This is a genomic window from Croceibacterium segetis, assembly GCF_011320115.1.
Lineage (GTDB): Bacteria > Pseudomonadota > Alphaproteobacteria > Sphingomonadales > Sphingomonadaceae > Croceibacterium_B > Croceibacterium_B segetis.
Genome location: NZ_JAANOZ010000006.1, coordinates 208,878 through 230,821, shown reverse-complemented (window position 1 = coordinate 230,821; position 21,944 = coordinate 208,878). Strand labels below are relative to the sequence as shown.

The following is a 21,944-nucleotide window of genomic DNA, read 5'->3' as shown; positions in this document are numbered from 1 at the left end:
CGCTCCCCCACCCCTGACCCCTCCCCGCGGGGGAGGGGGAATGGGAGCGTTGCGACGTTGGCTGTTACGCCGCTTCGGCGTGGCGGAAGGTGTTGTTCGAGGTGTGGTCGCCGGCCAGCCAGCGCTTGAGCTCGTCGTGCGCGCGGGCCTTGCGCTCGGCGTCGCCGGCGGCGGCGCGCGGGTCGTCGTTGGTGAATTCGACCGTCATCCCGTTGGGATCGACCACGTAGACCGAGCGGCAATAACCGTGCTCGAGAACGTAGGTGGCTTCGAGGTTCGCCTCCTTGATCCGCCGCTCGAGCTCGGCCTGCGTCTCGTTGTCGACGTTGAGCGCCAGGTGGATGAACGGGCTCGCGGGAATGTCCGGGCCGAACTGCGCCTGGTCGTCGGGATCGGCGAACTGGAAGAACGCCAGCGCGCCGCCGTCGCCGATGCCGAAGAAGCAGTGGCAGTAAGTGCGGTCCTTGCCGAACAGGAAGTCGGTCTCGCACCAGGTGGCGATCAGCGGCAGGCCGAGGATATCCTCGTAGAAATGGCGGGTTTTCTCCATGTCCTTGGTGACATAGGCCGTGTGGTGCAGGCGGCTGGGCAACTTGGCGCTCATTCTCACTCTCCCTTGGCGGCGCCGAGTCCCGGGCGCCGCGATCTGGACATAGTCTACCAAAGCCGCCGCGCGAGGCAATTCATTCAATTTCCGGCGCTTCGCCGGGTGACAGTTTACGGACCCTGTCACCCGGGCGTCGCTCTGTTATTCGTTCATTTTCAAGAACTTAGCGTCAAAGCGACGGGTGACACTTCTCATACGGCGAAAGAGCCCCCCGCGCTCGAAACCGATCTGGGCCATGCTGGCATACAGCACAGGGAAGGCTTTGTAGGACAGCGTTTTCCGCACGCCGTTTCCAACAATCGACCCTATCGCTTGCCCAGGTACTCCTCGTTGTCCGCCCCGAGCTCGGGCGGCGCGGTGATCACGCGTTCGATCTCGCCGTCGAAGTGCAACGGCGAGCGGATCGTGCGGAACTTGCCGCGCGGGCTGTCGGCTTCGGCGAGGATGCCGTGGTGCTGGCCGAGTTCGCCTTCGAGCACTTCCTTCGAATTGAGGATCGGCGAGTGCGGCACTTCGAGCTCGGCCAGGCGATCGTCCCAATAGGTCCGCGACTGGGTCTTGAAGATCGGCGCGAGGAATTCGATCACCTTGTCGTAATTCGCGATCCGCGCCGGGCGGGTGGCGAACTCCTCGCGCTCGAGCATGTCGGGCACGCCCATCGCCTCGGCGAGGTTCTCCCAGAACTTCGGCGGGCTCGACATGTGCAGCGCGATCCACCCGCCGTCGGCGCATTCGAAGACGTAGCTCTGCGAAACGTGCGGCCGCGAATAGGGCCCCATGATCTGGTCGACCGCGAGATAGTGGGTGAAGTCGTCGAGATTGAAGTGGCACATCGCCTCGAACATGCTGGTCTCGACGTGGCGCCCCTTGCCGGTTGTCTCGCGTTCGTAGAGCGCCGCCATCACACCCAGCGCGGCGTAAAAGCCGGTCACCGCGTCGGCGATCGCCGGGCCGACCACGCGCGGGTGGTCGGGGTTGATCAGCAGCCGCAGGAACCCCGCGCTGGCCTGGGCGACGGTGTCGAAGGCCGGCCGGTCCTTGTGCGGGCCGTCCTGGCCGAAGCCGGAGATGTCGGCGTAGACCAGGCGCGGATTGAGCGCCTGCAGCCGCGCGGCGTCGACCTTCAGGCGCTCGGCGACACCCGGGCGGAAGTTCTGGATGAACACGTCGGCGCTCGCCACCAGCTCGTCGAACTTGGCGAGGTCGGCGGCGTCCTTGGTGTTGAGCTCGACGCTCTTCTTGTTGCGGTTGTAGGTCTGGAAGTGCGGCGAATAGAGGTTGCCGTTGAAGGCGCGGAACGGGTCGCCGGTGCCCGGCTGCTCGACCTTGATCACCTCGGCCCCGAGGTCCGCCAGCAGCATCGCCGCGGCGGGGCCGGTGATGAAAGTGCCCATGTCGAGCACGCGAATGCCTTGCAGCGGCCGCGCCATTAGTGTCTCCAATTTGCCTGCCGCGCGGCTATAGCGAGCGGCGGTCCAAGGCAAGGGAGACCCACATGCGCATCGGCAAGCAGGACGCGCCGTTCACCAGTATCTGCACTTCGGACGCGACCAGCATCACCGTGCGCGGGCATGACCTGGTGAACGGGCTGATGGGCCAGATCGACTTCACCAGCTACTTCTGGCTGCTGGTCACCGGGCAGATGCCCAACGCGGACCAGAAGTTCTTCGCCGATGCGGTGCTGGTGGCGCTGGCCGAGCACGGGCTGGTGCCGAGCGTCGTTGCCGCGCGGATGACGTATGCCGCCGCGCCCGAGGCGCTGCAGGGCGCGGTCGCCGCCGGGCTGCTTGGCTGCGGCAGCGTGGTGCTGGGCAGCGCGGAAGTGGCCGGCAAGTTCTACGCCGAATGCGTCGCCGACCAGCGCGCGACCGGCGACGACCTCCACGCGGTAGCGGTGCGCAATATCACGAAGCTGCGGCAGACGACCAAGGCGATCCCCGGCTTCGGCCACCCGCAGCACGCCGGCGGCGACCCGCGCGCCAACCGCCTGCTCGAGATGGCCGACGAACGCGGCGCCAGCGGCGAGCACGTGGCGATGATGCGCGCGCTCAAGGCCGCGCTGCCCGAGACGATCGGCCGCGACCTGCCGATCAACGTCAACGCCGCGATCCCCTCGATCATGCTCGACATCGGCTTCCCGCTCGCGGCGCTCAAAGGCATCGGCCTGCTGTGCCGCACGGCCGGCCTGATCGGCCACCTGACCGAGGAAGCCGAGCGGCCGATCGGGTTCATCCTGAGCGGCGCGGCGGCGGCGGCGATTGAGTATGATGGGGAGTGAAACGGCTTCGCTAAATTCCCATCGAGCTGAGCACTTCTAGCGCTGCTGGTCGGTCGTTCGGGGCGTTTCGCAATGCGCTCAGCTCCGGCCCGCTCAGCAACATTGTCATTGAACCGTCTCCGTTGATCGCCAAGCGAGACAATGTATCGACGGTATCCTCGCCATCCCTAGAGCGCAGATTGCCCATCTGGCCAAGAAGCGCCGCGCGGAACTCCGCAATGTCGCTAGGCTCCATCATTTCAAGGAAGTCGGGCAGAAGTTCGGCATGATCGGGACGCGCGATAAACTCTATCAGTTGGTTAGCTTCTATTTTCTGCTTTTGTAGCCGCCATTGGAGGCTGCCGTACCCAAAATGGCGAGCTTGATTCAGGTGGAAGTCTGCGGCCTCTTGAAAGGCTTCGAGCGCCTCCGGGTCGTGAGCAAGGGATGTCTCGATGTCGCTGTGCAAAGCCGTTGCAATTTCCAAGGCTGCGTTGCGCTCTTGATCGGGTATTCCTTGCTCGAATAGTGCGAGCTGAGTGAGGCGTCGAAAGATCCCAATTGTATCGACTGCTTTCGCCTCGCCGCTTGTCGCCTTAAGCAGGGCGAAGAGTTCCTCCAACGTCATCTCGTCAATGCGTCGCGGCGGTTGGCCGGAACTCCCAAAGAGACGCAGAAAGAAACTCATCGAACCCCCCTTTTTGATGAAGCGATCACTCGCCTGACCTAACCTATCCCTCTCGTCACACCTTGCCAACATCGCCCGCCCCTCGCAGAGTGACTCGCGGGAGACAGGCATGGACGCAGCGGAATTCGATTACGTCGTGGTGGGTTGCGGCAGCTCGGGCGCGGCGGTGGCGGCGCGGCTGGGCGAGCGGGCCGACCGCACGACTTGCGTCATCGAGGCCGGCGGACACGACAGCCATCCGTTCATCCATATCCCGAGCTTCGTCGCCGCGGCTATAGGCCGCGAGGCGACCAACTGGCGCTTTGCCACCGTGCCGCAGCCGGGCATGGCCGGCCGCCAGATTCCGGTGCCGCGCGGGCGGGTGGTCGGCGGCTCGGGCTCGATCAACGGCATGGTCTATTTCCGCGGCCATCCGACCGATTACGACGACTGGTCGGACGCGGGCTGCACCGGCTGGTCCTATGCCGAGGTGCTGCCCTACTTCACCCGCACCGAGCATAACGAGGACTTTCCCGAGAGCGTGTTTCATGGGGTAAACGGCCCGGTGAATGTCAAGCTGGTGCCCAATCCCAACCGGCTCAACTACGCGTTCATGGACGCGCTCGGCACGCTGCAGTTTCCCGCCTGCGAGGACTTCAACGGCGCCAACTCCGAAGGCTACGGCCGCCGCCAGGGCCTGATCCGCGACGGCCGCCGCGAGACCACCGCCGGGGCGATGCTGAGGCCGGCGATGGCGCGCGGAAACGTCCACCTGCAAGTGGGCGCGCAGGTCGCCAGGGTGCTGGTCGAGAAGGGCCGCGCCGTGGGCGTGCTGCTCGCCGACGGGCGCACGATCCGCGCCCGGCACGAGGTCGTGCTCTCGGCCGGCACGGTGCAGACCCCGCAGCTGCTGATGCTCAGCGGCATCGGCCCGGGCGAGCACTTGCGCGAGATGGGCATCGAGGTGGTCAGGGACGTGCCCGGCGTCGGTTCGAACTACCACGACCATCCGGCCAGCCCGATGCACATGGAGACGCACGACGTCACCAGCTACGGCCTGTCGTGGAAGGTCATGCCGCGCGACGTCTTCCACTTCTTCCAGTACCTGCTGACCCGCACCGGCCCGCTCGCCGGCAACGTGTTCGAGAGCGTCGCCTTCCTGCGCACCGATCCCTCGCTGGCCAAGCCGGACGTGCAGTTCGTGTTCCAGCCGGCCAAGCGGCTGACCAACCCGAAGATCCCCTTCCCGCTCGGCCACGGCTACGCGATCAGCCCGGTGTGCCTCTATCCCAAGAGCCGCGGCACGCTGCGCCTCGCCAGCCCCGACCCGGCCGCCGCGCCGCTGATCGACCCGCACCTGCTCGAGCATCCCGACGACATCAAGCCGCTGATCCGCGCGCTCAAGATCGCCCGCCGCGCCTTCGCCACGCCGGCTTTCGCCGAGTACGAAGGCGTCGAAGTCGCGCCGGGGCCCGAGTGCAAGACCGACAAGCAGCTCGACAAGTATATCCGCGAGACCGGCTACACCGTGCACCACCCGGTCGGCACCTGCCGGATGGGCTCGGACGCCGACGCGGTGGTCGATCCGCAATTGCGCTTCAACGGCATCAAGGGGCTGCGCATCGCCGATGCCAGCGTGATGCCGAGCGTGATCGGCGGCAACACCAACGCCCCGTGCGTGATGATCGGCGAGCGGGCGGCGGACTTCATCCTCGGCAAGCCCGCGCTGCCCGCCGCCGAGCTGCCGCCCGAAAGCGTCGCGCGCTACAAGCCGAAACCGAAGAAGGCGCGGAAAGCCGCGTAAGGGAGAGCGAGTTGGCCAAGGAACATGTGAAGAGCTGGCGGGTCGGCGACGTCACGGTGTCACGGATCGTCGAGGTGTGGGACTTCCAGGACAACATCCAGATGACCATGCCCGAGACGACCGCCGAAGAGGTGATCGCGATGGACTGGCTGCACCCGCACTACGCGACGCCGGACGGTAAGCAGCGGATGAACTTCCAGGGCTTCGTCGTGCAGGCGCCCGGCCGGACGATCGTAGTCGATTCGTGCATCGGCGCCGGGCGCGAGCGCGACTTCGACGTGTTCTGCGACCTGCCCGAAGATTTCCTCGAAGACCTCGAATCGCTCGGCGTGACGCGCGAGGAAGTGGACACGGTGTTCTGCACCCACCTGCACTTCGACCACGTCGGCTGGAACACCTACAAGGACCCGGCGACCGGCGAGTTCAGGCCGACCTTCCCCAACGCCCGCTATTTGTTCGGGCGCAAGGAATACATCGCCTGGCAGGACCACATCCGCCACGATGGGCACCATACCGACAACCACCTGGTCGAATGCGTCGATCCGATCGTGGAAGCGGGGATGGCCGACTTCATCGATACCGACCATGAGATCGCTCCCGGAATCCGCTGCGAGCCGAGCCACGGCCACACGCCGGGCCACATCCATGTCCGCATCAGCTCTCAGGGTCAGGACGCGGTGATTACCGGCGACCTGATGCATCACCCGATGCAGTGCGCGATGCCGCACCGCGAGGCCACGTTCGACATGGACAAGGAGGCCGGCCGGCAGACCCGGATGGGCTTCGTCGACAAGTACAAGGACAGCGGCGTGATCGTCATCGGCGCCCACTTCTTCGAGCCGACCGCCGGGCACATCGAGACAGGCGAGAACGGACAGACCTGGTTCCGGGGGCTGGGGCTTTGAGCAAGGAAATCCCCGACTACCCGCTCGATATCTTCACGCCCGAGGCGGTGCGCAACGCGCGCGAGGTCGACGACGCGCTGCGCGAGTTCGCCCCCGTGGTGCGGCTTCATGACGGCACGGTGATGATCGCCCGCCACGAGCATGTGACCAGCGGGCTGCTCGACTGGAAGACGTTCTCGAGCACCTCGCGCCCCTGGCACGATCCGACTTCGCCTCGCCCCGAGATCCTGCTGACCGACGATCCGCCCCGGCACACCCAGGTGCGCAAGGTGATCGCCGACGCGCTCAGCCCGCGCGCACTCGAGCGGGTGAAAGCCGTGTTCGAGCAGAGCGCGCGCGAACTGCTCGACCGCCTGCGAACTCGCGACACCGTCGACGCGGTTGGCGACGTGGCGCAGGCGTTCGTGTTTCAGGTCCTGCCCGACATCCTCGGCCTGCCTGAGAAGGGCCGCGAGAACATGCACGGCTTCTCCGAGATGGTCTGGGCGACGATGGGCCCACCGGGCGAGCTGTTCGACCAGGCGATGGAGCACGACTACTCCGCGGTGATCGAGTGGCTCGAAACCCAGTGCGAACGCTCGGCGCTCGACCCCGAAGGGATCGGCGAGCAGATCTACGCCGCGTCGGACTCCGGCCAGGTCACGCTGCCCGAGGCCAAGCTGCTGCTGCAGACGGTGCTCAGCGCCGGGGCCGATACCACCTTCATCACCATGGCCAACGCGCTGCGCGCCTGGGCGCTGTTCCCCGGCGAGTACGAGAAGCTGCGCGCCGACCCGAAGAAGGTCCGCGCGGCGTTCGACGAATCGCTGCGCTGGGACTCGCCCAGCCGCATGGCCGGGCGCATGGCCACCCGCGACGTCGAGATCGGCGAATACACGGTTCCGGCCGGCAGCAAGGTCGGGCTGATGTTCGCCGCCGCCAACCGCGATCCGCGCTACTGGGACGCGCCCGACGAATACCGCCTCGACCGCGACACCAGGCACTCGCTTGGCTGGGGCTACGGGGTGCACGGTTGCGTCGGCCGGGTGCTGGCGACCATGGAAGCGCAGGCCCTGCTCGGCGAAATCGTCCGGCAGGTCGAAAGCATCGAGCTCGCCGGGGCGTACGAGCCGTGGATGACCACCGTCGGCCACGGACCGATCCGCCAGCCGGTCAAGCTCAACTTCGGTTGAGTTAACCATGGTAGCGCCCGTCATCCGTATCGATGCGATCCGTTACGCGCGGCACGAGCGCACCGCCGGTAACAATTTTTCGCAACCGGTCGACGACCACGACCTGCCGATGCCGCTCGACTATTTCGTCTGGGCGATCCACCGGGAGGGCGTACCGCCGGTGATCGTCGACACCGGCTTTGGCGAACAGGCGGCCGTGGCGCGCGGGCGGATCATCACCCGCCCGCTGGTCGAGGGGCTACGCGATGCCGGCATCGACCATCTTTCGGTCGAGCACGTGATCCTGACCCACCTCCACTACGACCACGCCGGTTCGCTGAGCCTCTTTCCCAACGCGAAGTTCCACGTGCAGGATGCCGAGCTGGCCTGGGCCACCAGCCGCCACGTCTGCGACGCGCCGAGCCGTGCGCCGTTCGACGGTGAGCCGGTCGCGCAGCTCGTCCGCAAGCTCTACGCCGACCACGTGGTGTTCCACGACGGCGACAGCGAATTCGCCCCGGGCATCGGGCTGCGGGTGTGCCCGGGGCACACCGCGGGGCTGCAAGTCGTCTGCTGCGAGACCGCGCGCGGTACCGTCGTGCTCGCCAGTGACGCCGCGCACCTCTACGCCAACGTGACCCGCAGCCTGCCCTTCCCGATCTTCATCGACGAAGGCGAATACCGGCAAGCGCAGAAGCGGGCGCTCGAGCTGGCGGGCGGCTCGCTCGACCACCTGATCCCCGGCCACGACCCGCTGGTGCTCAAGTGCTTCCCGTCCGAAAACGACATTGCCCGCGTTGACCTCGCGCCGCTTGTCCCTATCGCGCAGACGCAATGACGACGGTCGGATTCCTCGGGCTCGGGCGCATGGGCGCGCCGATGGCGGCCAACCTCGTCGGCCATGTCGATCGTCTGCTGGTGCACGACATCTCCGACGCCGCGGTAGGAAGCTCGCTCGCCAAGGGTGCCGAAGCCGCCGGCTCGGCCGCCGCGCTGGGCGAGCGCTGCGAGGTGGTCTTCCTGAGCCTGCCGACGCCGCCGATCGTCCGCGCTGCCGCGGCCGAAGTGCTGTCCGGCGGAAGCCCGCGCATCCTCTGCGACCTCTCGACCTCCGGCCCCAAGCTGGCGCAGGAACTGCACGACATGGCCGCGGCGAAGGGCGTAGCCAGCTTCGATGCGCCGGTTTCCGGCGGTATTCGCGGGGCCGAGCAGGGTACGCTGGCGATCATGGTCGGTGGACCGGAGGCGCTGTGGCCCGAGCTCGAGCCGCTGCTCGCGCACATCGGCAAGCCGTTCTACATGGGCGAGACGCCCGGCGCCGGGCAGGTGACCAAGCTTGCCAACAACCTCCTCAGCCTCGCGGCGATCGCCACCACTGCCGAGGCGATGACGCTCGGTATCAAGGCCGGGCTCGACCCGGCGCGGATGATCGAAGTCCTGAATGCCGGCACCGGGGCCAACTCGGCGACCCGCGACAAGTGGCCGCGCGCGGTCCTGCCCCGCACCTTCGACTTCGGCTTCTCCGCCCAGCTCAGCCTAAAGGACACCCGCCTCGCTCTCGATGAGGCGCGGGCGATGGGCGTCCCGCTGCCGACCGGCGAACGCCTCGCCGCCCTGCTCGACCGCGTGCTGGCCACCTACGGCAAGGACGCCGACTTCACCGAGATGGCCAAAGTCGTCGAGGCCGACGCCGGGCTCGATCCGGAGCGCTAGACCGCCGCGCCGGCCGGCGGCGTCTCGAAGCTCTTGCGCTTGGCTTCGGCCCGGTCGCGCTTATCCTTCCATTTCTTGAGCGCGTAGCCGCCGACGGTGAAGGCGATCAGGCCGGGTATGCTCGCCCGCCGGATCAGCGAGCCCGCCACCGCGCCGAGAACCGCGCCCTTCGCGCCGCCCATCTTACCGGTGTGTTCCGCCGCACGCGCGCCGGCGATGCCGCCGAGGATTTTGCCAAGCATTTCCGTCTCCTTTGCCGTTGCCGGATCAATCGCTGAGCGGGGGCGCTTGTTCCTCCCAAACGCTGCCAATCGAAAGATATCATCTTTATTATCTTTCACTGTGACGCTATCGGGTGCGGCGAGAGGCGATTCGAATGGCCGTGATACCTTTCCGCAAGCAGCCCGACCCCTGGTCGTTCGAGCCGGTGCGTTCGTCGGCGACGCTTTCCTCGCGCATCGTCGACGAGGTTCGCGAAGCGCTGTTCGACAAACGCCTGAAGGCGGGCGACTTCCTCGGCACCGAGAAGGACCTGGCCGAGCGCGCGGGCGCCAGCCGGATCGTCGCCCGCGATGCGCTGCGCACGCTGCAGGCGCTCGGAGTGGTCGAGATCAAGGTCGGTTCAGGCGGCGGGGCGCGGATCGCCGGCGGCAATCCCGCGCTGTTCGCCGAGGCGCTGGCGGTGCAGCTCACCCTCGCCGGGATCAGCGTGCGCGAGATGATGGACGCGCAGCGGGCGATCGAGATCACGGCCGCCGAGCTGGCCGCGGAAAACGCTACGCCCGAGGATTTGCTGAAGCTGCGCGACCTGCTTGCCGAGCATGAGGCGACGATAGACGACAGCGCCGCCTACACCCGCTCGTGCATGCGCTTCCACCTCGCGGTGGCCGAGGCCTCGCACAACCGCGTGCTGGTGGCGCAGCTGCTCTCGCTGCAGCACGTCTCGTGGCCGGCGCAGAACCGCACGCTGACCGATCCGGTCGCGCGGCACATTCTCGAGGTCCACCGCCAGCTCGTCGACGTGATCGAATCCCGCGACGCCGCCGCCGCCCGGCGGCTGATGGACGATCACGTCCGCATGATCCGCGCGCGCCGTGTCAGCGAAGACCAAGCCGACGCGCCCCACTGTTGCTGAAGATCGAAAACAGGAGTCGCTCCATGTCCAAGTTTGTCATCCAGCCGCACTTCCGGCTCCACGAGTGGGTCGCCGAGGAGAAGGGCTATTTCACCGCCGAAGGGCTCGACTACGAGTTCCGCGAGACCTTCGATTCGAAGGACGCCAAGAACCACCAGCAGGGCGACAAGTTCGGCGCCTACCAGACCTTCGAGAAAGGCCGCGAAGGCGACGTCTCGTGCGCCTGCCACTGGACGGTCAACGTTGCCGCCGCGGCGGGCCACGGCCTGCTCTACGCCGACGCCTATTCGGTTTCCCCATGTGCGATCTTCGCGCCGCCGGAGAGCGACATCAAGCACCCGCGCGACCTCGCCGGAGTGCCGATCTCGGTCGGCTATCAGTCGGGCAGCCACTACTCGACGATCCAGGCGCTCGAGACCTACCTCAAGACCGACCAGATCAACCTCTCGTTCGCCGACGGGATGCTGTTCAGCCGCCTCGAGCTGCTGATCGACCGCAAGATCCCCGCCGCCAGCCTGTTCAGCGGGCCGTACTACTTCCTCGAACAGCTCGGCTTCAGGAAGATCATCGACAGCACTTTCATGATGGCCTCGATGGTCAAGGAAGGCTCCGACCCGGCCGACATCAAGAAGTACTTCGCCGCGCTGCGCCGCGCGCAGCACGACATCGACCTTAGGCCCGAGCTCTACACCCACTACTACAAGAACGAGTTCCCGGTGCGCTTCCACGAGCAGATGGATACCGGCCGCTGGGGCCCGGGCGAGCGCATCGTGTTCGAGCCCTACAGCCGCGAAACCTTCGAGGAATCGCAGGCGTGGATCGAGGAGCGCGGCATCTTCGACGGCGACCCCGGCGTGCGCGATTACGAGCACTCGATCATGTCGATCGCCGCCGCGTAATCGCGCCTAGCGCAACTGGCTGTCCTTGCTGCCGCGGCGGTTGATGCCCGCGGCCACACGATGGGCGTCGCGCTCGCTCTGGCACGCGACGCACCTTCGCACGCCGGGCAGCGCGTCGCGGCGCTTCTTCGGGATCGTTTCGCCGCAGTCGTCGCAGTGCGTGGCGCTTTCGCCCGCCGGAGTTTCGGCGCGGGCGCGCTGCACGGCGTCCTTCACCGTGTCGTCGATCTGGTCCTGCACCGCGCCGTCACGCGTCCAGCCGCCGGCCATCACCTGTCAGCCTCGTTGCTCATGGTGAAGCAACGTCGGGCTCAGATATCGTTCCGGATCGTCGCCAGCGCGCCGCCGTCGATCTCCCAGCGGGCGCCGTTGACGTAGCTTGCCTCGTCCGAGAGCAGGAAGCTGACCACCTGGCCGACTTCCTCGGGCTGGCCGACGCGGTTGAGCGTGGCGACTTCGCCGAGCTTCTTCATCCCGGCCTCGACATTGTCGAACATCTGCTCGAGCATGCCGACGAGCAGCGGGGTCTCGATCACGCCGGGCTCGACGCAGTTCACTCGCACGCCCTTTTGCGCGACTTCGCTAGCCGCGGTGCGGGTGAGGCCGACCACGCCGTGCTTGGCGGCGTTGTAGGCGCAGGCCCCGGCGAGCCCGCGCTCGGAGCCGATCGAGGCGGTGTTGACCACCGCGCCCTTGCCGCGGCGGGCCATGCCCGGAAGCACGTAGCGCAGGCCGAGGAACATGCCGCGCAAGTTGACGTGGAGCACGTGGTCGAACTCGGCGACCGGATACTCGTGCGTGGGCGCGAGGGTGCCTTCGATGCCCGCGTTGTTGAAAAACCCGTCGACATGGCCGAACGCGCCGTGCGCGGCCTCGGCGTAGGCGCGGACCTGCCCTTCGTCGGCACAGTCGGCATGGAAGCCGAGAGCATCATGGCCGGCCGCCTGCAGCTGGACCACGCGTTGCTCCAGCTTCGGCTGGTCGATGTCGACCAGCATCACGCGGGCGCCTTCGCGAGCGAGGATCTCGCAGGTGGCGAACCCGATCGCTCCCGCGGCGCCGGTGACCAGCATCGTCTTGCCTTCGTGGCGCTTCATGTCTTGGCTCCTTTGCGGAAGGGCAGCGTGAGGATGAACCACAGCAGTTTTGGCGTCAGCAGCTTGCGGAAGGCGCGCGCTTCCTCGGGGGTGAGCGTGGCGGCCATCGGCATCGTGCCGAAGACCTTGCCCTTGAGCACCAGGTTGTCGCCCTGGCGCTCGACCTTGGTCACTTGCATCAGCTCGCTCTTGTCGGCGGCGTAGATCTTCATCCGACCCGGATCCCGTCGAAATCGATGCCGAGGTCCTCGGCCATGACCATCGCCGTCGCGCGGCCGGCGCCGAACACGCCGCCGCCGGGGTGCTGGAACGGGCCGACGAGGTAGAGCCGCTCGACCCCGGGCACGCGGTACTGGCCGAGCTCGGGCGTCGGGCGGTGGCTGCCCGACTGGTAAGTGGTGGTGGCGATGCCGTGGAGGTCGCCGCGGAAGAAGCTTGGGGATGTGCGCTCCATATCGACCGGCGAGTCGCAATGGTAGTCGAGCACCACCTCGGGGACGTTCTCGATGTAGTTCGACATCCGCGCGATCACGCCCTCGGCGAATTCGCCCTTGGCCTCGTCCCAGCTGCGCCCGTCGGGGCGGTCGTAGGGAACGTAGTCCCACGCGTGGAAGATCGCCTTGCCTTCGGGCGCGCGGCTGGGGTCATGCTGGGTCAGCTGCCCGACGCCGACCAGCGGCGTGGGGCTCATCTCGCCGTAGCGCAGCTCGTCGAAGGCGCGGCGCATGTCCTCGTAGCTCGCCGGCATCAGCTCGTACATCACGGCCGACAGGTCGCCGGCCTTGAACCTGAGCGGCGCGTCGAGCGCGGCGTGGACGGTGAAGCAGGCGGCCGGCGTGATGTGCGTGCGCATGGCGTTCTTCGCGACCTGAGCCGGGACCGAAGGGACCATCTCGGGCAGGTGGTGCGGGTGGATCGCGCCGATGACGCCATCGCTGCACGACAGCCGCTCGCCGTCATCGAGGACGACGCCGGTCGCGCGAGAGCCGTCGGTGACGACCTCGCGCACCGTGCAGCTCGCCCGCACCGCGCCGCCATGATCCTCGATGCAGGCGATCAACGCGTCGGTCAGCTTGCCCGAGCCGCCGACCGGCACGCCGAAGCCGAATTTCTCGAGGAAGCCGAGGAACACGTAGGCGCCGATCCCGGTCGCCTTCTCGTCGGGGCTGACGAGGTTTTCGCCGGCCACCCGGCCGAAGTGCGCCTTGACCTTGTCGTGCTCGAACAGCTCTTCCATCAGGTCGAAGGTGCTTACCTGGGTGGTGCGCCAGATTTCGCGGCCTTCGGCGCTCTGGTCCATCATCGCCGTCTGCGCGCCCAAGGGCATCGGCGGCGAATAGAGCCCGGCCTGGATCATCGGCAGCCACTCGGCCGCCTGCCGCGACAGCTCAAGGAAGGTCTCGGCATCCCTGGCGCTGAACTTGCGGATGGCGGCCGCTGAGGTGTTGGCGTCACGATGGAGCGGCAGCGTGGTCCCGTCCTCCCACACGCTCATCATCGGCACGTCGGGGAAGACGTACTGGAGGCCGTACTTGCGCTTGAGGCCAAGGTCGTCGTTCAGGAGCAACGGATTGGCCTGGATGAAGATGTGGCTCATCGAATGCTGGTCGTGCCTGAAGCCCGGCCGGGTCAGTTCGCGGGTGACGACGCCGCCGCCGAACCAAGCGTTGCGCTCCAGCACCAGTACGCGCTTGCCGGCGACGGCGAGATAGGCCGCCGCGACGAGGCCGTTGTGGCCCGATCCGATTACCACGATGTCGGCGTCGGCCATTGGCGTTCCTTCAGAGCATCGCGGAAAGGGCGAGGTCGCTGAGCTTCTGGCAGCGCTCGATATTCGCCGCCTGCGCCATCACCCCGGCGCTGCAAAATGCGAAGCTGGCGTCGGCGACCGGGTCGACCCAGAACATCGTGCTGCCCGCGCCGTAGTTGCCGTGCGTCTCGGGGCTGGCGAGCGTGCCGAACAAGTGGTGGAACACGCCGGTGCCACGCACCTGGAAGCCGATCCCCTGGTTGGCCGGCGGGACTTCCCAGCCGGCGTTCTCGGCCACGCGCTTGTAGAGCTCGTTGGGCATCGCGCCGCTGTGGTTCTGCCGCGCCAGCTTGAGCATGGCTGGCGAGAGGATCCGCTTGCCGTGCAGCTCGCCGCCGCGGCGAAGCATTTCGGCAAAGCGATGGAGATCTTCGCAGGTCGAGGCGCAGCCGACGTGCGGCGCCTCGACATCGGGATCCTCGAACAGCGCATGGTCGCCCTCGATGTTGCGGCTCAAGTGCTTGATCGGCACCGTGCCGCGCATGTCGGGCTTGACGTGGCGATGGGCGAGATCGGGGCGCAGCCCCATGCTGGTGCTGTCCATTCCGAGCGGGGCGAACAGGTCTTCGTGCAGCAGCGTGCGGAAATTGCGGCCCCTGGGATCGGTCCGCACCAGTGCGGTGCCGAGCAGCACGTGGTTCACCAGCGGCGAATAATCGCAGCGCGTGCCCGGCGGGACGTCGCCGTGGACGTTTTCGATCGAGGCTTCGAACAGCTCCTGCAGCCGATCGAGGTACATGTCCGGCCTGGGTGTCCACACGCCGGGCATGCCCGCGGTGTGGGTGAGCAGGTGGTAGAAGGTCGCGTCCTCGCGCGGCTTGCCGGTGAACTCCGGCAGCACGTCTTTGACCTTGGTGGTGAGCGCGAAGCGGCCTTCTTCGATCGCCTTCATGATGAGGACGTTGGTAAAAGCCTTGGTGACCGAGAAGATCGAGAACACGCTCTCGAGCTGCAGCGGCCGCTCGCCCGCCGAGTCCTCCGCCCCGAGCGCCTCCGCGAAGACGATATGGCCGCCGCGCCCGACGATCAGCACCGCGCCGAAATAGTCCCCGCGCGCGACGTCGGCGAGGATGACCTCACATAGCTTGTCCAGGCGTTGCTGCCAGATTGCCGTCACTGCCTTACCCCGCCGCGATGATGCCGCCGTCGATGGCGAGCATGGCCCCGTTGATGAACGCCGCTTCGTCGGACAGCAGGAAGGCAACCGCGTGGGCGACGTCCTCGGGCGTCCCGTTGCGGCGCAGCGGAATGTTCTTTGCCCGCTGCTCGTACTGCTCGGGCGTCACGAAGCCTTCGGTAGCCGGGGTCGGCACGCTGCCCGGCGCGATGGCGTTGACGCGGACCCCGCGCGGGCCGAGCTCGCCGGCGAGGACTTTGGTCAGCCCGGCGATGCCGGCCTTGATCGTGGTGTAGGCGCCGGTGTTCGGCCGCCCGCGATAGGCTACCGGCGAAGAGTAGTTGATGATGTTACCGGTCTGGCTCTCGTCACGGTGCGCGAGGAAGGCCTGGACGCCCCAGAACACGCTCTTGAGGCCCGCCGAGAGCATCTTGTCGAGCGTTTCCTCGGTGACCTGCTCGATCGGTTCGTAGACCAGCACTGAGGCATTGTTGATCACCGCGCGCAGCGGACCGGCGTGCCGCGCGAATTCCTTGGCGACGTCGAGGAACGCGTCTCGCCGCCCGAGATCGGCTTCGTAGGCCAAGGCCTTGCCGCCGGCATCGTTGATCGCCCGCGTGACGTCATGCGCCGTCTGGCCGTTGACGTCGGCGACGCCAACGATGGCGCCTTCTGACGCCAGATGCCTGGCGATCCCCTCGCCAAGCCCCCGTCCGGCGCCCGAGATCAGGATCGGCCTGCGCTCGAACCGCATCAGTCCATCCCGAAGAGCTTGGCGGTGTAATGGCTGTCCATATACTCGCGCATCGCATCGATCTTGCCGTTCGAGACCTCGAACACCCAACAGTAGTCGTTCTCGTAGACCAGCCCGTCGAGCGTCTTGCCGGTCGAGAAGCTCTCGACGCAGACCCATGGGCCCTGTGAGAAGATGTTCTGCACGTGGACCTTGGGATCGCCCGGCTCGAACATGCCGCGGACGGGCGCGAGGAACTTGTCGATGATGTCCATGCCGACATGCATGCCGGCGCCGGCGATGTTCTTGACCTTGGGCTCCCACACCGACTTGTCGTGGTAAAATGCGCGCAGCTTCTCGAGGTCGCCCGAAGACAGCACCTCGAAGAAATCGAGCACCAGCTGCTCGTTGCCGTTCTGGGCGGTGACGGTCATTTCAATCCCCTGGCTTCGTCGCTCGGCGGCGGAATGGTCGGCATCGCACCGCCCTGGTGCAGGGCGACGTGGCCGTAGCGGCTCTTGAAGCGCCAGCCGCCGGGGGTCCGGACGTAATGGTCCTCGAACCCGCCGACATAGAGCCCGCCGGCCTCTTGCGGCGGCTCGGTCGAGCTGTGGCACGACAGCATCGCCAGGTAGTTCGTCCCGCGCGCCTCGGTCTCGCTGATCACCTCGATGAGCACGTTGGTGACGATATGACGCACCAGGATCGGCGGACGGTCGCGAAAAATCGCCTGAACGCGGTCGCGGCCGTAGAACGGATGGTCGGGCTGGAACGGGCGGGCGAACTCGCAATCCTCGGTGAACAGCTGCGCCAGGCTGGCGTGGTCGCCGTTGTCGGCATAGCGCGCGAAGAGCAGCGGCAGCCGGCCGCATTCGCGCTCGATCAGCAAGCGGGCGACATCGTCCATCAGGCGAGCTCCTCGCTGCCCTCGGCGTCGATCTCGGCGAAGGCCTCGTTGGCGATACGGAAGCTGTCCACCGCCGCCGGGATGCCGCCGTAAATGCCGACCTGCAGCAGCACCTCGCGGATTTCCTCGCGGCTGAGCCCATTATTGAGCGCGCCGCGCACGTGGACCTTGAGCTCGTGCGGGCGGTTGAGCACGGCGATCATCGCCAGGTTGATCAGGCTGCGGTCGCGGCGAGGGAGGCCCTCGCGGCCCCAGTTCCACCCCCAGCAGTACGTGGTGACCAGCTCCTGCAGAGGGTCGTTGAAGGCGTTCGACTTGGCGAGCGCGCGGTCGACATAAGCATCGCCGAGCACCTCGCGGCGGATCTGCATGCCTTTGTCGTAGAGGTCCTTGTCCATCGTCAGTCCTTCACAGGGCGGAGTAAACCGCGTCGATCAGCCGCCGCGCACGCGGGCCGTTGGTGCCGACGGCGTGCATCTGGTTGCAGCAGTACGAGAAACCGAGCCTGGCGTCCGGATCGCCGAAACCGATCGAGCCGCCGAGGCCGTGGTGGCCGAAGCTGCGCATGTTCGGGCCCATGTACACCGCCTCGGGGGTGTTGAGCAGCACGCCCATCGCCTGGTGATAGGGCCGTTCCTGCAGGAGCTCGATCTGATTGTGCTGCTCGGTAATCATGGCTTCGAGTCGGTCCTTCGACATCAGCGTAATGCCATCCACTTCGCCAACGGTCGCGCCGTAGATGCGGGCGACGCCGCGGGCGTTGCCGTGGCCCGAGCCGCTGGCGATCTCGCAAGTGCGCCAGATCGGACTGTTCATGGTGGTGTGCCACGGCTCCTGCGGATTCTGCAGGAAGGCGAAGCTGCGCAGCACCGCGCCGTCCTGCCAGCCTTCGGGCGTGGTCGGCTTGGGCGGCACCGCGGCATCCTTGGCCGCGAACAGCCGCGCGCCGGTGTTGGGCAGCACCTCGGCGACGTGCGCCTGCTGCTGCTCGTCCATCCCGCCGATGTAGTATTCGGCGTGGAGCGGCTCGGTGACGTTCTCCTTGAGGAACGGCCCAATCGTCATGCCGGTTACCCGGCGCATGATCTCGCCGAGCAGGAAGCCCTGGTTGTGCACGTGGTAGGCCGCACGCGTGCCCGGCTGCCACAGCGGGTGCTGCACCTCGAGCGCCCTGATGTAGGCGGGGTAATCGAAGAACCCGCCGGGATACATGACGTCGTCGGTCAGCACCGGGATCGCCGCGGTGTGGTCGAGGACCATGCGCACGGTGATGTCTTCCTTCCCGTTCTGCGCGAACTCCGGCCAGTAGGTGGCGATGCGCTCGTTCGGGTCGATCAACCCGCGGTCGATCGCCATGTTGAAGCAGATGCCGGTGACGCCCTTGGCCACGCTCATCATGCAGACGGTCGAGTGCTCGTCCCAGTCCTCGCTGCGATCGGCGCGCGCCCAGCCGCCCCACAGGTCGATCACGGTATCACCGTCCAGCACCACCGAAGCCCCCGCGCCCAGCTCCTCCTCGACGCGGAAGTTCTCGATGAACGCGTCGACCACCGGCCGGAAGCGTTCGTCGTAGCGGCCGCGCAGCGGGTACTCGCCGCCGCGCACGGCAATCGTCTCGTGGAATTCGGCCAACGCCAAGTCTCTCTCCTTTGTCGTTGAGCCGTTGCGACTCTAACGGACGTTACTGCTAGGGGAGTGGAGGGCTGCGCGAAAGGGACTTTGCGTGTGATAAAGGAATGCGCAATGCTGGCCGAATGCACGACGTAATCGTCATCGGCGGCGGCCCCACGGGGTTCGTAACGGCGCTCGGTCTCGCGCAAGCGGGGGTCGACGTGTGCCTGCTCGAGGCCGAGGCCGGGATCAACGATTCGCCGCGCGCCTGCGTCTATCACTGGTCGATGCTCGACGGGCTCGAACGCCTCGGCATTCGCGAGGAGGCGGAGCGGATCGGCTATACCAAGGACGATTACCTGTGGTTCGTGAAGAAGAGCGGGGAGCGACTGCCTTACGACCTCAAGGTTCTCTCGCGCGTCACCCGCTTCAACTACAACATCCAGCTCGGGCAGGACCGGCTGGCGGAGATCTGCCGGCGGCGGCTCGAGGCGATGCCCAACGCCGCGATCCACTGGCAGACCGCCTTCGCGGGGCTGGCGCAAGACGCTGACGGAGTCACCGTTCGCGCGACTTCACCAGAAGGTCCGCTCGAGCTGCGCGCGAAGTACGTCGTCGGGGCCGACGGAGCGGGCAGCGCGGTGCGCAAGGATCTGGGCCTCGCGTTCGACGGCATGACCTGGCCCGAGCGCTTCGTCGCCACCAACCTGCGGCACGATTTCGAAAGCGGCGGCTACTGGCAATCGACGATGGTGGTCGACGACCAGTGGGGCGCGGTAATCGTCAAGATCACCCGCGAAGGCTTGTGGCGCTGCACCTACATGGAAGACGCGGCGCTGCCGGTGGAGACTTACGCCGAGCGCATCCCGGAGGCTTACAGCCACCTGTTGCCGGGGGAGGGCGGCTACGAGCTGGTCCAGTCCTCGCCTTACAAGATGCACCAGCGCTGCGCCGAGCGCTTCCGTGTGGGCCGGGTCGTGTTGGCCGGCGACGCGGCGCACGTGACCAACCCCACCGGCGGGTTCGGCCTGACGACCGGGCTGTTCGACGTTTACGCGCTGTGGCCCACACTTGCCGCGATCCTGCTCGATGGCGCCGACACCGGGCTACTCGACACCTGGGCCGATGAAAGGCGAGCGATTTTCCTCGAGAGGACCAGCCCGCAGGCCTGCGCCTACAAGGACTTTGTGTTCCACGCTTGCGGCGGCGGCGCGAAGCTGGAGGCGGCCCTCGAAGGCATGCGGCGGATGGTCCGCGACGCCGACTATCGGCTCGAGCGGCTGATGTTCACCAAGGGGCTCGAGACGAGCAGCCCGGCCGAACGCTAGAGGTAGGCGATCGTGCGCATCTCGACGCTTTGACGCGGGGCCGCGTCGGGCGGAGTGTTGGGGTCTTCGAACGCGCTGTGGGCGGTGAACTGGGTGGCTTCGAGGTTGCTGTCGTAGAGCTTGAAGGCGAGAGCCTCCCACGGCTGCATGTGCGGCACCCAGTACCAGCGGTGGCCGGGGTTCCATGCCAGGTTGAAGCCCCACAGCGAGCGGCGCCTGAAGTCGCCGAGCCCGCCGACGACTTCGCTGTCGAACAGGTCCTCGCGCTTGACCGTGCTAGCGTCGCACACCGCCAGCGGAGCGCTTTCGACCATCACGATCGGGCGCCAGACGTTGATCAGCATGTGCCGGCGCTGCAGCCGCCGCTCCGCTTCGTCGGTGGGCAGCAGGTCGCGGGTGAAGTCGGCCACCGTACGGGCGCCGTAATCCACATGAGCGCCGAACGCCGGCTGGTTGTGGCCGTGCGCGCCGCTCGCGTTGGTGCGAATCATCGGCCCGAAGCTGACCACCTTGTCGGCCCCGGTGAGCCGCCGGACGAGCGCCTCGGTCTGGCGCTGGTAGCGCGCGAGCTCGGCGGCATCGGTGAATGCGGTGACGTCGGTCGGTTCATCGACGAGGACGAAGCCGTTGCGGTCGAACGAGAGCTTGTCCGCGATCGGTCGAACGTCGTGCACGATCACCGGATGCTCGTCGACCGGCCAGTAGCTTTTCTCGCGCTCGCCGGCGTGGAAGATCGCCTTCTCGCCGCGCACGACGTACTTCATTGTCGTCTCGACGTCGCAGACGACGGTTTCGAAGTCGTTCATGCAGTCACTCCCACGGTTCGGCCGGCGAGCACGCGCGGGTTGGTCTCGATCAGCGCGAACGCCACAACTCCCGCAAGCAGCGCGAACACCCCTTGGATCAGCAGCGGAGCCTCGAGGCTGAAGCGGTCTGCCAGCGCGCCGCCCGCGAGCGGGCCGAGGAAGCCCCCGCTGAGCTCGCCGACGGCGACGACGAGGCCCATCGCGGTCCCCGCTTTGGCGTGGCCAAGCGTCTCGCCCGGGACCACGCCCATGAACAGCGGGAAAACGCCGATACCGAGCCAGCTGGCGAACATGATCGCCGCCAGCGCCGGGATCGAGCCGCCGAACCACAGCGCGGCGAACGGGCAGATCGCGGCGAGAAAGCAGCCGGCGATCATCGGCGGGCGGCGGCCGACCTTGTCCGAGATCCAGCTCACCAGCACGCCGCCGAGGCCGGGGGTCAGGCCGAGCACCGCCATGACCCAACCCATCGTCTTGGGCTCCCAGCCGCGCGGGCCGGTGAAGAACAGAGGCAGGAAGATCGATCCGATCACCAGGCTGCCGACCATCAGGCAACTGATCAGCGAGCAGACGGCAATGTTGCGGTTGGCCAACATCGCCAGGGGCAGCAATGGCGGCGGTGAATAGTCGGCCCCCCGCGCGGGCATTTCCGGCTCGCGGATGTAGCGCCAGACGAGCAGGGCCAGCACTAGGCCCGGCACGCCGGCGAGATAGAACGCGCTGCGCCAACCGTAGTGGTCAGCCAGCCAGACCAACACGATGGGGGCGATCGCGGTGCCGATCAGCGAGCCGAAGCCGTTCTGGACGATGCCGACGTTGAGCCCGCGACGGGTCTGCAAGCTCGCCGCGGCGATGATCGCCAGGCAGATCGGCAGGAACGGACCCTCGACGGCGCCCATCACCATCCGGCTGGCGAACAGCGTCCAGAAACCGGGGGCGAGGCCCGACAGCACCGAGCAGAAGGAGAAGATCACCATCGCCCCGAGCAGGAACGGCTTGCGCCGCCCGACCGCATCCGACCAGCGGCCGATCAGATAGGCACCCAGCGCCCAGGTGACCGAGAGCCCCGAACCGAGCGCGCCAACCTGGGTGTTCGAGAGTCCCAGGTCCTTGACCACGTAGGGCGAGAGGAACGTCATCGCCATGCGGTCGAAATAAGCAAAGCCGAACGCCAGCCCGAGCAGTAGCACCACTGCCAGCTCATAACCGCCGCTGTGCGTCGGCGCCCGGTCCTTCGTCACGCTGGCCATCCGTGCTCTCTCCCTTGTCTCCGCGCCAGCGTGACGTGGCGCGAAGGCGAAGGCAAGCGCTCCGTTCACGCAAGGAATCGCAAGCGGGCGGCCACACAAGTGTTGCTTCTTTGCGACAATGCGGCGGATTACCAACAATCCGTGCGC

At 67.0% G+C, this 21,944-nt stretch carries 25 protein-coding genes; 9 read left to right on the top strand and 16 right to left on the bottom strand.

Going from position 1 to position 21,944, the window contains the following annotated elements; genetic code table 11:
- Nucleotides 1–64: 64 nt before the first annotated feature.
- Nucleotides 65–604 carry a VOC family protein gene (locus G7B69_RS09480; protein ID WP_166178549.1) on the bottom strand — a complete coding sequence of 180 codons (540 nt, stop codon included), beginning with the start codon at nucleotides 602–604 and terminating at the stop codon, nucleotides 65–67.
- A 308-nt stretch (nucleotides 605–912) separates the two neighbouring features.
- Entirely contained in the window at nucleotides 913–2,037 is a 1,125-nt protein-coding gene (locus tag G7B69_RS09475; RefSeq protein WP_166178547.1) for a CaiB/BaiF CoA transferase family protein, read from the bottom strand.
- Nucleotides 2,038–2,102: 65 nt separating this feature from the next.
- On the opposite strand from G7B69_RS09475, the gene G7B69_RS09470 reads away from it, so the two are divergent.
- Nucleotides 2,103–2,885, top strand: a complete 783-nt coding sequence (locus G7B69_RS09470; protein WP_166178545.1) for a citryl-CoA lyase — start codon at nucleotides 2,103–2,105, stop codon at nucleotides 2,883–2,885.
- A 10-nt stretch (nucleotides 2,886–2,895) separates the two neighbouring features.
- Here the strand turns inward: G7B69_RS09470 and G7B69_RS09465 are convergent, their stop codons facing one another.
- Nucleotides 2,896–3,552 (bottom strand): hypothetical protein, encoded by a 657-nt coding sequence (locus G7B69_RS09465; protein WP_166178543.1) that lies wholly within the window; start codon nucleotides 3,550–3,552, stop codon nucleotides 2,896–2,898.
- 109 nt (nucleotides 3,553–3,661) lie between these two features.
- On the opposite strand from G7B69_RS09465, the gene G7B69_RS09460 reads away from it, so the two are divergent.
- Genes G7B69_RS09460 through G7B69_RS09440 form a run of 5 tightly spaced genes read left to right on the top strand, consistent with a single transcriptional unit; the run spans nucleotide 3,662 to nucleotide 9,104 of the window.
- Nucleotides 3,662–5,335, top strand: a complete 1,674-nt coding sequence (locus G7B69_RS09460; RefSeq protein WP_166178541.1) for a GMC family oxidoreductase — start codon at nucleotides 3,662–3,664, stop codon at nucleotides 5,333–5,335.
- Between the two features lie 11 nt (nucleotides 5,336–5,346).
- The gene (locus G7B69_RS09455; protein WP_166178539.1) at nucleotides 5,347–6,240 is read left to right on the top strand and encodes an MBL fold metallo-hydrolase; all 894 of its coding nucleotides are present in this window, start codon (nucleotides 5,347–5,349) and stop codon (nucleotides 6,238–6,240) included.
- Nucleotides 6,237–7,412 carry a cytochrome P450 gene (locus G7B69_RS09450; RefSeq protein ID WP_166178537.1) on the top strand — a complete coding sequence of 392 codons (1,176 nt, stop codon included), beginning with the start codon at nucleotides 6,237–6,239 and terminating at the stop codon, nucleotides 7,410–7,412. The genes G7B69_RS09455 and G7B69_RS09450 overlap by 4 nt, the downstream gene beginning before the upstream one ends.
- Nucleotides 7,413–7,419: 7 nt before the next feature.
- Nucleotides 7,420–8,229 carry an N-acyl homoserine lactonase family protein gene (locus tag G7B69_RS09445; RefSeq protein WP_166178535.1) on the top strand — a complete coding sequence of 270 codons (810 nt, stop codon included), beginning with the start codon at nucleotides 7,420–7,422 and terminating at the stop codon, nucleotides 8,227–8,229.
- Complete coding sequence (locus tag G7B69_RS09440) at nucleotides 8,226–9,104, top strand: NAD(P)-dependent oxidoreductase (RefSeq protein WP_166178533.1); 879 nt, start codon at nucleotides 8,226–8,228, stop codon at nucleotides 9,102–9,104. Before G7B69_RS09445 ends, G7B69_RS09440 begins: the two co-directional genes overlap by 4 nt.
- On the opposite strand, the gene G7B69_RS09435 is transcribed toward G7B69_RS09440, so the two are convergent.
- Nucleotides 9,101–9,346, bottom strand: coding sequence for a hypothetical protein (locus G7B69_RS09435; RefSeq protein ID WP_166178531.1), 246 nt, complete (start codon nucleotides 9,344–9,346; stop codon nucleotides 9,101–9,103). The genes G7B69_RS09440 and G7B69_RS09435 overlap by 4 nt on opposite strands.
- Before the next feature lie 134 nt (nucleotides 9,347–9,480).
- On the opposite strand from G7B69_RS09435, the gene G7B69_RS09430 reads away from it, so the two are divergent.
- Together G7B69_RS09430 and G7B69_RS09425 are read left to right on the top strand one after the other, a co-directional pair.
- The gene (locus tag G7B69_RS09430; protein ID WP_166178529.1) at nucleotides 9,481–10,239 is read left to right on the top strand and encodes a FadR/GntR family transcriptional regulator; all 759 of its coding nucleotides are present in this window, start codon (nucleotides 9,481–9,483) and stop codon (nucleotides 10,237–10,239) included.
- A 23-nt stretch (nucleotides 10,240–10,262) separates the two neighbouring features.
- A complete protein-coding gene (locus G7B69_RS09425) occupies nucleotides 10,263–11,138 on the top strand; it encodes an ABC transporter substrate-binding protein (RefSeq protein ID WP_166178526.1) in 876 nt (291 codons plus the stop codon).
- A 6-nt stretch (nucleotides 11,139–11,144) separates the two neighbouring features.
- Here G7B69_RS09425 and G7B69_RS09420 read toward each other — a convergent pair whose 3' ends face one another.
- From G7B69_RS09420 to G7B69_RS09375, 10 genes are read right to left on the bottom strand one after another with little or no spacing between them, the layout of a single operon-like run.
- Complete coding sequence (locus tag G7B69_RS09420; protein ID WP_166178524.1) at nucleotides 11,145–11,408, bottom strand: DksA/TraR family C4-type zinc finger protein; 264 nt, start codon at nucleotides 11,406–11,408, stop codon at nucleotides 11,145–11,147.
- 41 nt (nucleotides 11,409–11,449) lie between these two features.
- Nucleotides 11,450–12,235: an SDR family NAD(P)-dependent oxidoreductase gene (locus tag G7B69_RS09415; protein ID WP_166178522.1), complete on the bottom strand. Its 786-nt coding sequence runs from the start codon at nucleotides 12,233–12,235 to the stop codon at nucleotides 11,450–11,452.
- The gene (locus G7B69_RS09410) at nucleotides 12,232–12,447 is read right to left on the bottom strand and encodes a hypothetical protein (RefSeq protein ID WP_166178520.1); all 216 of its coding nucleotides are present in this window, start codon (nucleotides 12,445–12,447) and stop codon (nucleotides 12,232–12,234) included. The genes G7B69_RS09415 and G7B69_RS09410 overlap by 4 nt, the downstream gene beginning before the upstream one ends.
- On the bottom strand, nucleotides 12,444–14,006 hold the full coding sequence (locus G7B69_RS09405; RefSeq protein ID WP_166178518.1) for a phytoene desaturase family protein: 1,563 nt from the start codon (nucleotides 14,004–14,006) through the stop codon (nucleotides 12,444–12,446). The genes G7B69_RS09410 and G7B69_RS09405 overlap by 4 nt, the downstream gene beginning before the upstream one ends.
- A gap of 10 nt (nucleotides 14,007–14,016) precedes the next feature.
- On the bottom strand, nucleotides 14,017–15,162 hold the full coding sequence (locus G7B69_RS09400; RefSeq protein WP_166178516.1) for a serine hydrolase domain-containing protein: 1,146 nt from the start codon (nucleotides 15,160–15,162) through the stop codon (nucleotides 14,017–14,019).
- Nucleotides 15,163–15,166: 4 nt separating this feature from the next.
- Nucleotides 15,167–15,916 (bottom strand): SDR family NAD(P)-dependent oxidoreductase, encoded by a 750-nt coding sequence (locus G7B69_RS09395; protein WP_166178514.1) that lies wholly within the window; start codon nucleotides 15,914–15,916, stop codon nucleotides 15,167–15,169.
- The gene (locus G7B69_RS09390; protein ID WP_166178512.1) at nucleotides 15,916–16,329 is read right to left on the bottom strand and encodes a nuclear transport factor 2 family protein; all 414 of its coding nucleotides are present in this window, start codon (nucleotides 16,327–16,329) and stop codon (nucleotides 15,916–15,918) included. The genes G7B69_RS09395 and G7B69_RS09390 overlap by 1 nt, the downstream gene beginning before the upstream one ends.
- Nucleotides 16,326–16,802: a nuclear transport factor 2 family protein gene (locus G7B69_RS09385; protein ID WP_166178510.1), complete on the bottom strand. Its 477-nt coding sequence runs from the start codon at nucleotides 16,800–16,802 to the stop codon at nucleotides 16,326–16,328. Before G7B69_RS09385 ends, G7B69_RS09390 begins: the two co-directional genes overlap by 4 nt.
- The gene (locus tag G7B69_RS09380) at nucleotides 16,802–17,200 is read right to left on the bottom strand and encodes a carboxymuconolactone decarboxylase family protein (protein ID WP_166178508.1); all 399 of its coding nucleotides are present in this window, start codon (nucleotides 17,198–17,200) and stop codon (nucleotides 16,802–16,804) included. The genes G7B69_RS09385 and G7B69_RS09380 overlap by 1 nt, the downstream gene beginning before the upstream one ends.
- 10 nt (nucleotides 17,201–17,210) lie before the next feature.
- Entirely contained in the window at nucleotides 17,211–18,440 is a 1,230-nt protein-coding gene (locus G7B69_RS09375) for a serine hydrolase domain-containing protein (RefSeq protein ID WP_166178506.1), read from the bottom strand.
- A 116-nt stretch (nucleotides 18,441–18,556) separates the two neighbouring features.
- Between G7B69_RS09375 and G7B69_RS09370 the strand changes: the two genes are divergently transcribed.
- Nucleotides 18,557–19,741: an FAD-dependent oxidoreductase gene (locus tag G7B69_RS09370; protein WP_166178504.1), complete on the top strand. Its 1,185-nt coding sequence runs from the start codon at nucleotides 18,557–18,559 to the stop codon at nucleotides 19,739–19,741.
- Here G7B69_RS09370 and G7B69_RS09365 read toward each other — a convergent pair.
- Together G7B69_RS09365 and G7B69_RS09360 are read right to left on the bottom strand one after the other, a co-directional pair.
- Nucleotides 19,738–20,547 (bottom strand): CmcJ/NvfI family oxidoreductase, encoded by an 810-nt coding sequence (locus G7B69_RS09365; RefSeq protein ID WP_166178502.1) that lies wholly within the window; start codon nucleotides 20,545–20,547, stop codon nucleotides 19,738–19,740. The genes G7B69_RS09370 and G7B69_RS09365 overlap by 4 nt on opposite strands.
- A complete protein-coding gene (locus G7B69_RS09360; protein ID WP_166178500.1) occupies nucleotides 20,544–21,797 on the bottom strand; it encodes an MFS transporter in 1,254 nt (417 codons plus the stop codon). Before G7B69_RS09360 ends, G7B69_RS09365 begins: the two co-directional genes overlap by 4 nt.
- Between the last annotated feature and the right edge of the window lie 147 nt (nucleotides 21,798–21,944).

Bases quoted from the DNA above. Each gene is read 5' to 3' on its own strand.
- G7B69_RS09385 (WP_166178510.1), bottom strand. From the start codon at position 16,802: ATGGACGATGTCGCCCGCTTGCTGATCGAGCGCGAATGCGGCCGGCTG.
- G7B69_RS09470 (WP_166178545.1), top strand. From the start codon at position 2,103: ATGCGCATCGGCAAGCAGGACGCGCCGTTCACCAGTATCTGCACTTCG.
- G7B69_RS09370 (WP_166178504.1), top strand. From the start codon at position 18,557: ATGCACGACGTAATCGTCATCGGCGGCGGCCCCACGGGGTTCGTAACG.
- G7B69_RS09360 (WP_166178500.1), bottom strand. From the start codon at position 21,797: ATGGCCAGCGTGACGAAGGACCGGGCGCCGACGCACAGCGGCGGTTAT.
- G7B69_RS09430 (WP_166178529.1), top strand. From the start codon at position 9,481: ATGGCCGTGATACCTTTCCGCAAGCAGCCCGACCCCTGGTCGTTCGAG.
- G7B69_RS09440 (WP_166178533.1), top strand. From the start codon at position 8,226: ATGACGACGGTCGGATTCCTCGGGCTCGGGCGCATGGGCGCGCCGATG.
- G7B69_RS09465 (WP_166178543.1), bottom strand. From the start codon at position 3,552: ATGAGTTTCTTTCTGCGTCTCTTTGGGAGTTCCGGCCAACCGCCGCGA.
- G7B69_RS09445 (WP_166178535.1), top strand. From the start codon at position 7,420: ATGGTAGCGCCCGTCATCCGTATCGATGCGATCCGTTACGCGCGGCAC.
- G7B69_RS09435 (WP_166178531.1), bottom strand. From the start codon at position 9,346: ATGCTTGGCAAAATCCTCGGCGGCATCGCCGGCGCGCGTGCGGCGGAA.
- G7B69_RS09380 (WP_166178508.1), bottom strand. From the start codon at position 17,200: ATGGACAAGGACCTCTACGACAAAGGCATGCAGATCCGCCGCGAGGTG.
- G7B69_RS09475 (WP_166178547.1), bottom strand. From the start codon at position 2,037: ATGGCGCGGCCGCTGCAAGGCATTCGCGTGCTCGACATGGGCACTTTC.
- G7B69_RS09420 (WP_166178524.1), bottom strand. From the start codon at position 11,408: ATGGCCGGCGGCTGGACGCGTGACGGCGCGGTGCAGGACCAGATCGAC.
- G7B69_RS09390 (WP_166178512.1), bottom strand. From the start codon at position 16,329: ATGACCGTCACCGCCCAGAACGGCAACGAGCAGCTGGTGCTCGATTTC.
- G7B69_RS09405 (WP_166178518.1), bottom strand. From the start codon at position 14,006: ATGGCCGACGCCGACATCGTGGTAATCGGATCGGGCCACAACGGCCTC.
- G7B69_RS09415 (WP_166178522.1), bottom strand. From the start codon at position 12,235: ATGAAGCGCCACGAAGGCAAGACGATGCTGGTCACCGGCGCCGCGGGA.
- G7B69_RS09460 (WP_166178541.1), top strand. From the start codon at position 3,662: ATGGACGCAGCGGAATTCGATTACGTCGTGGTGGGTTGCGGCAGCTCG.
- G7B69_RS09410 (WP_166178520.1), bottom strand. From the start codon at position 12,447: ATGAAGATCTACGCCGCCGACAAGAGCGAGCTGATGCAAGTGACCAAG.
- G7B69_RS09425 (WP_166178526.1), top strand. From the start codon at position 10,263: ATGTCCAAGTTTGTCATCCAGCCGCACTTCCGGCTCCACGAGTGGGTC.
- G7B69_RS09365 (WP_166178502.1), bottom strand. From the start codon at position 20,547: ATGAACGACTTCGAAACCGTCGTCTGCGACGTCGAGACGACAATGAAG.
- G7B69_RS09395 (WP_166178514.1), bottom strand. From the start codon at position 15,916: ATGCGGTTCGAGCGCAGGCCGATCCTGATCTCGGGCGCCGGACGGGGG.
- G7B69_RS09480 (WP_166178549.1), bottom strand. From the start codon at position 604: ATGAGCGCCAAGTTGCCCAGCCGCCTGCACCACACGGCCTATGTCACC.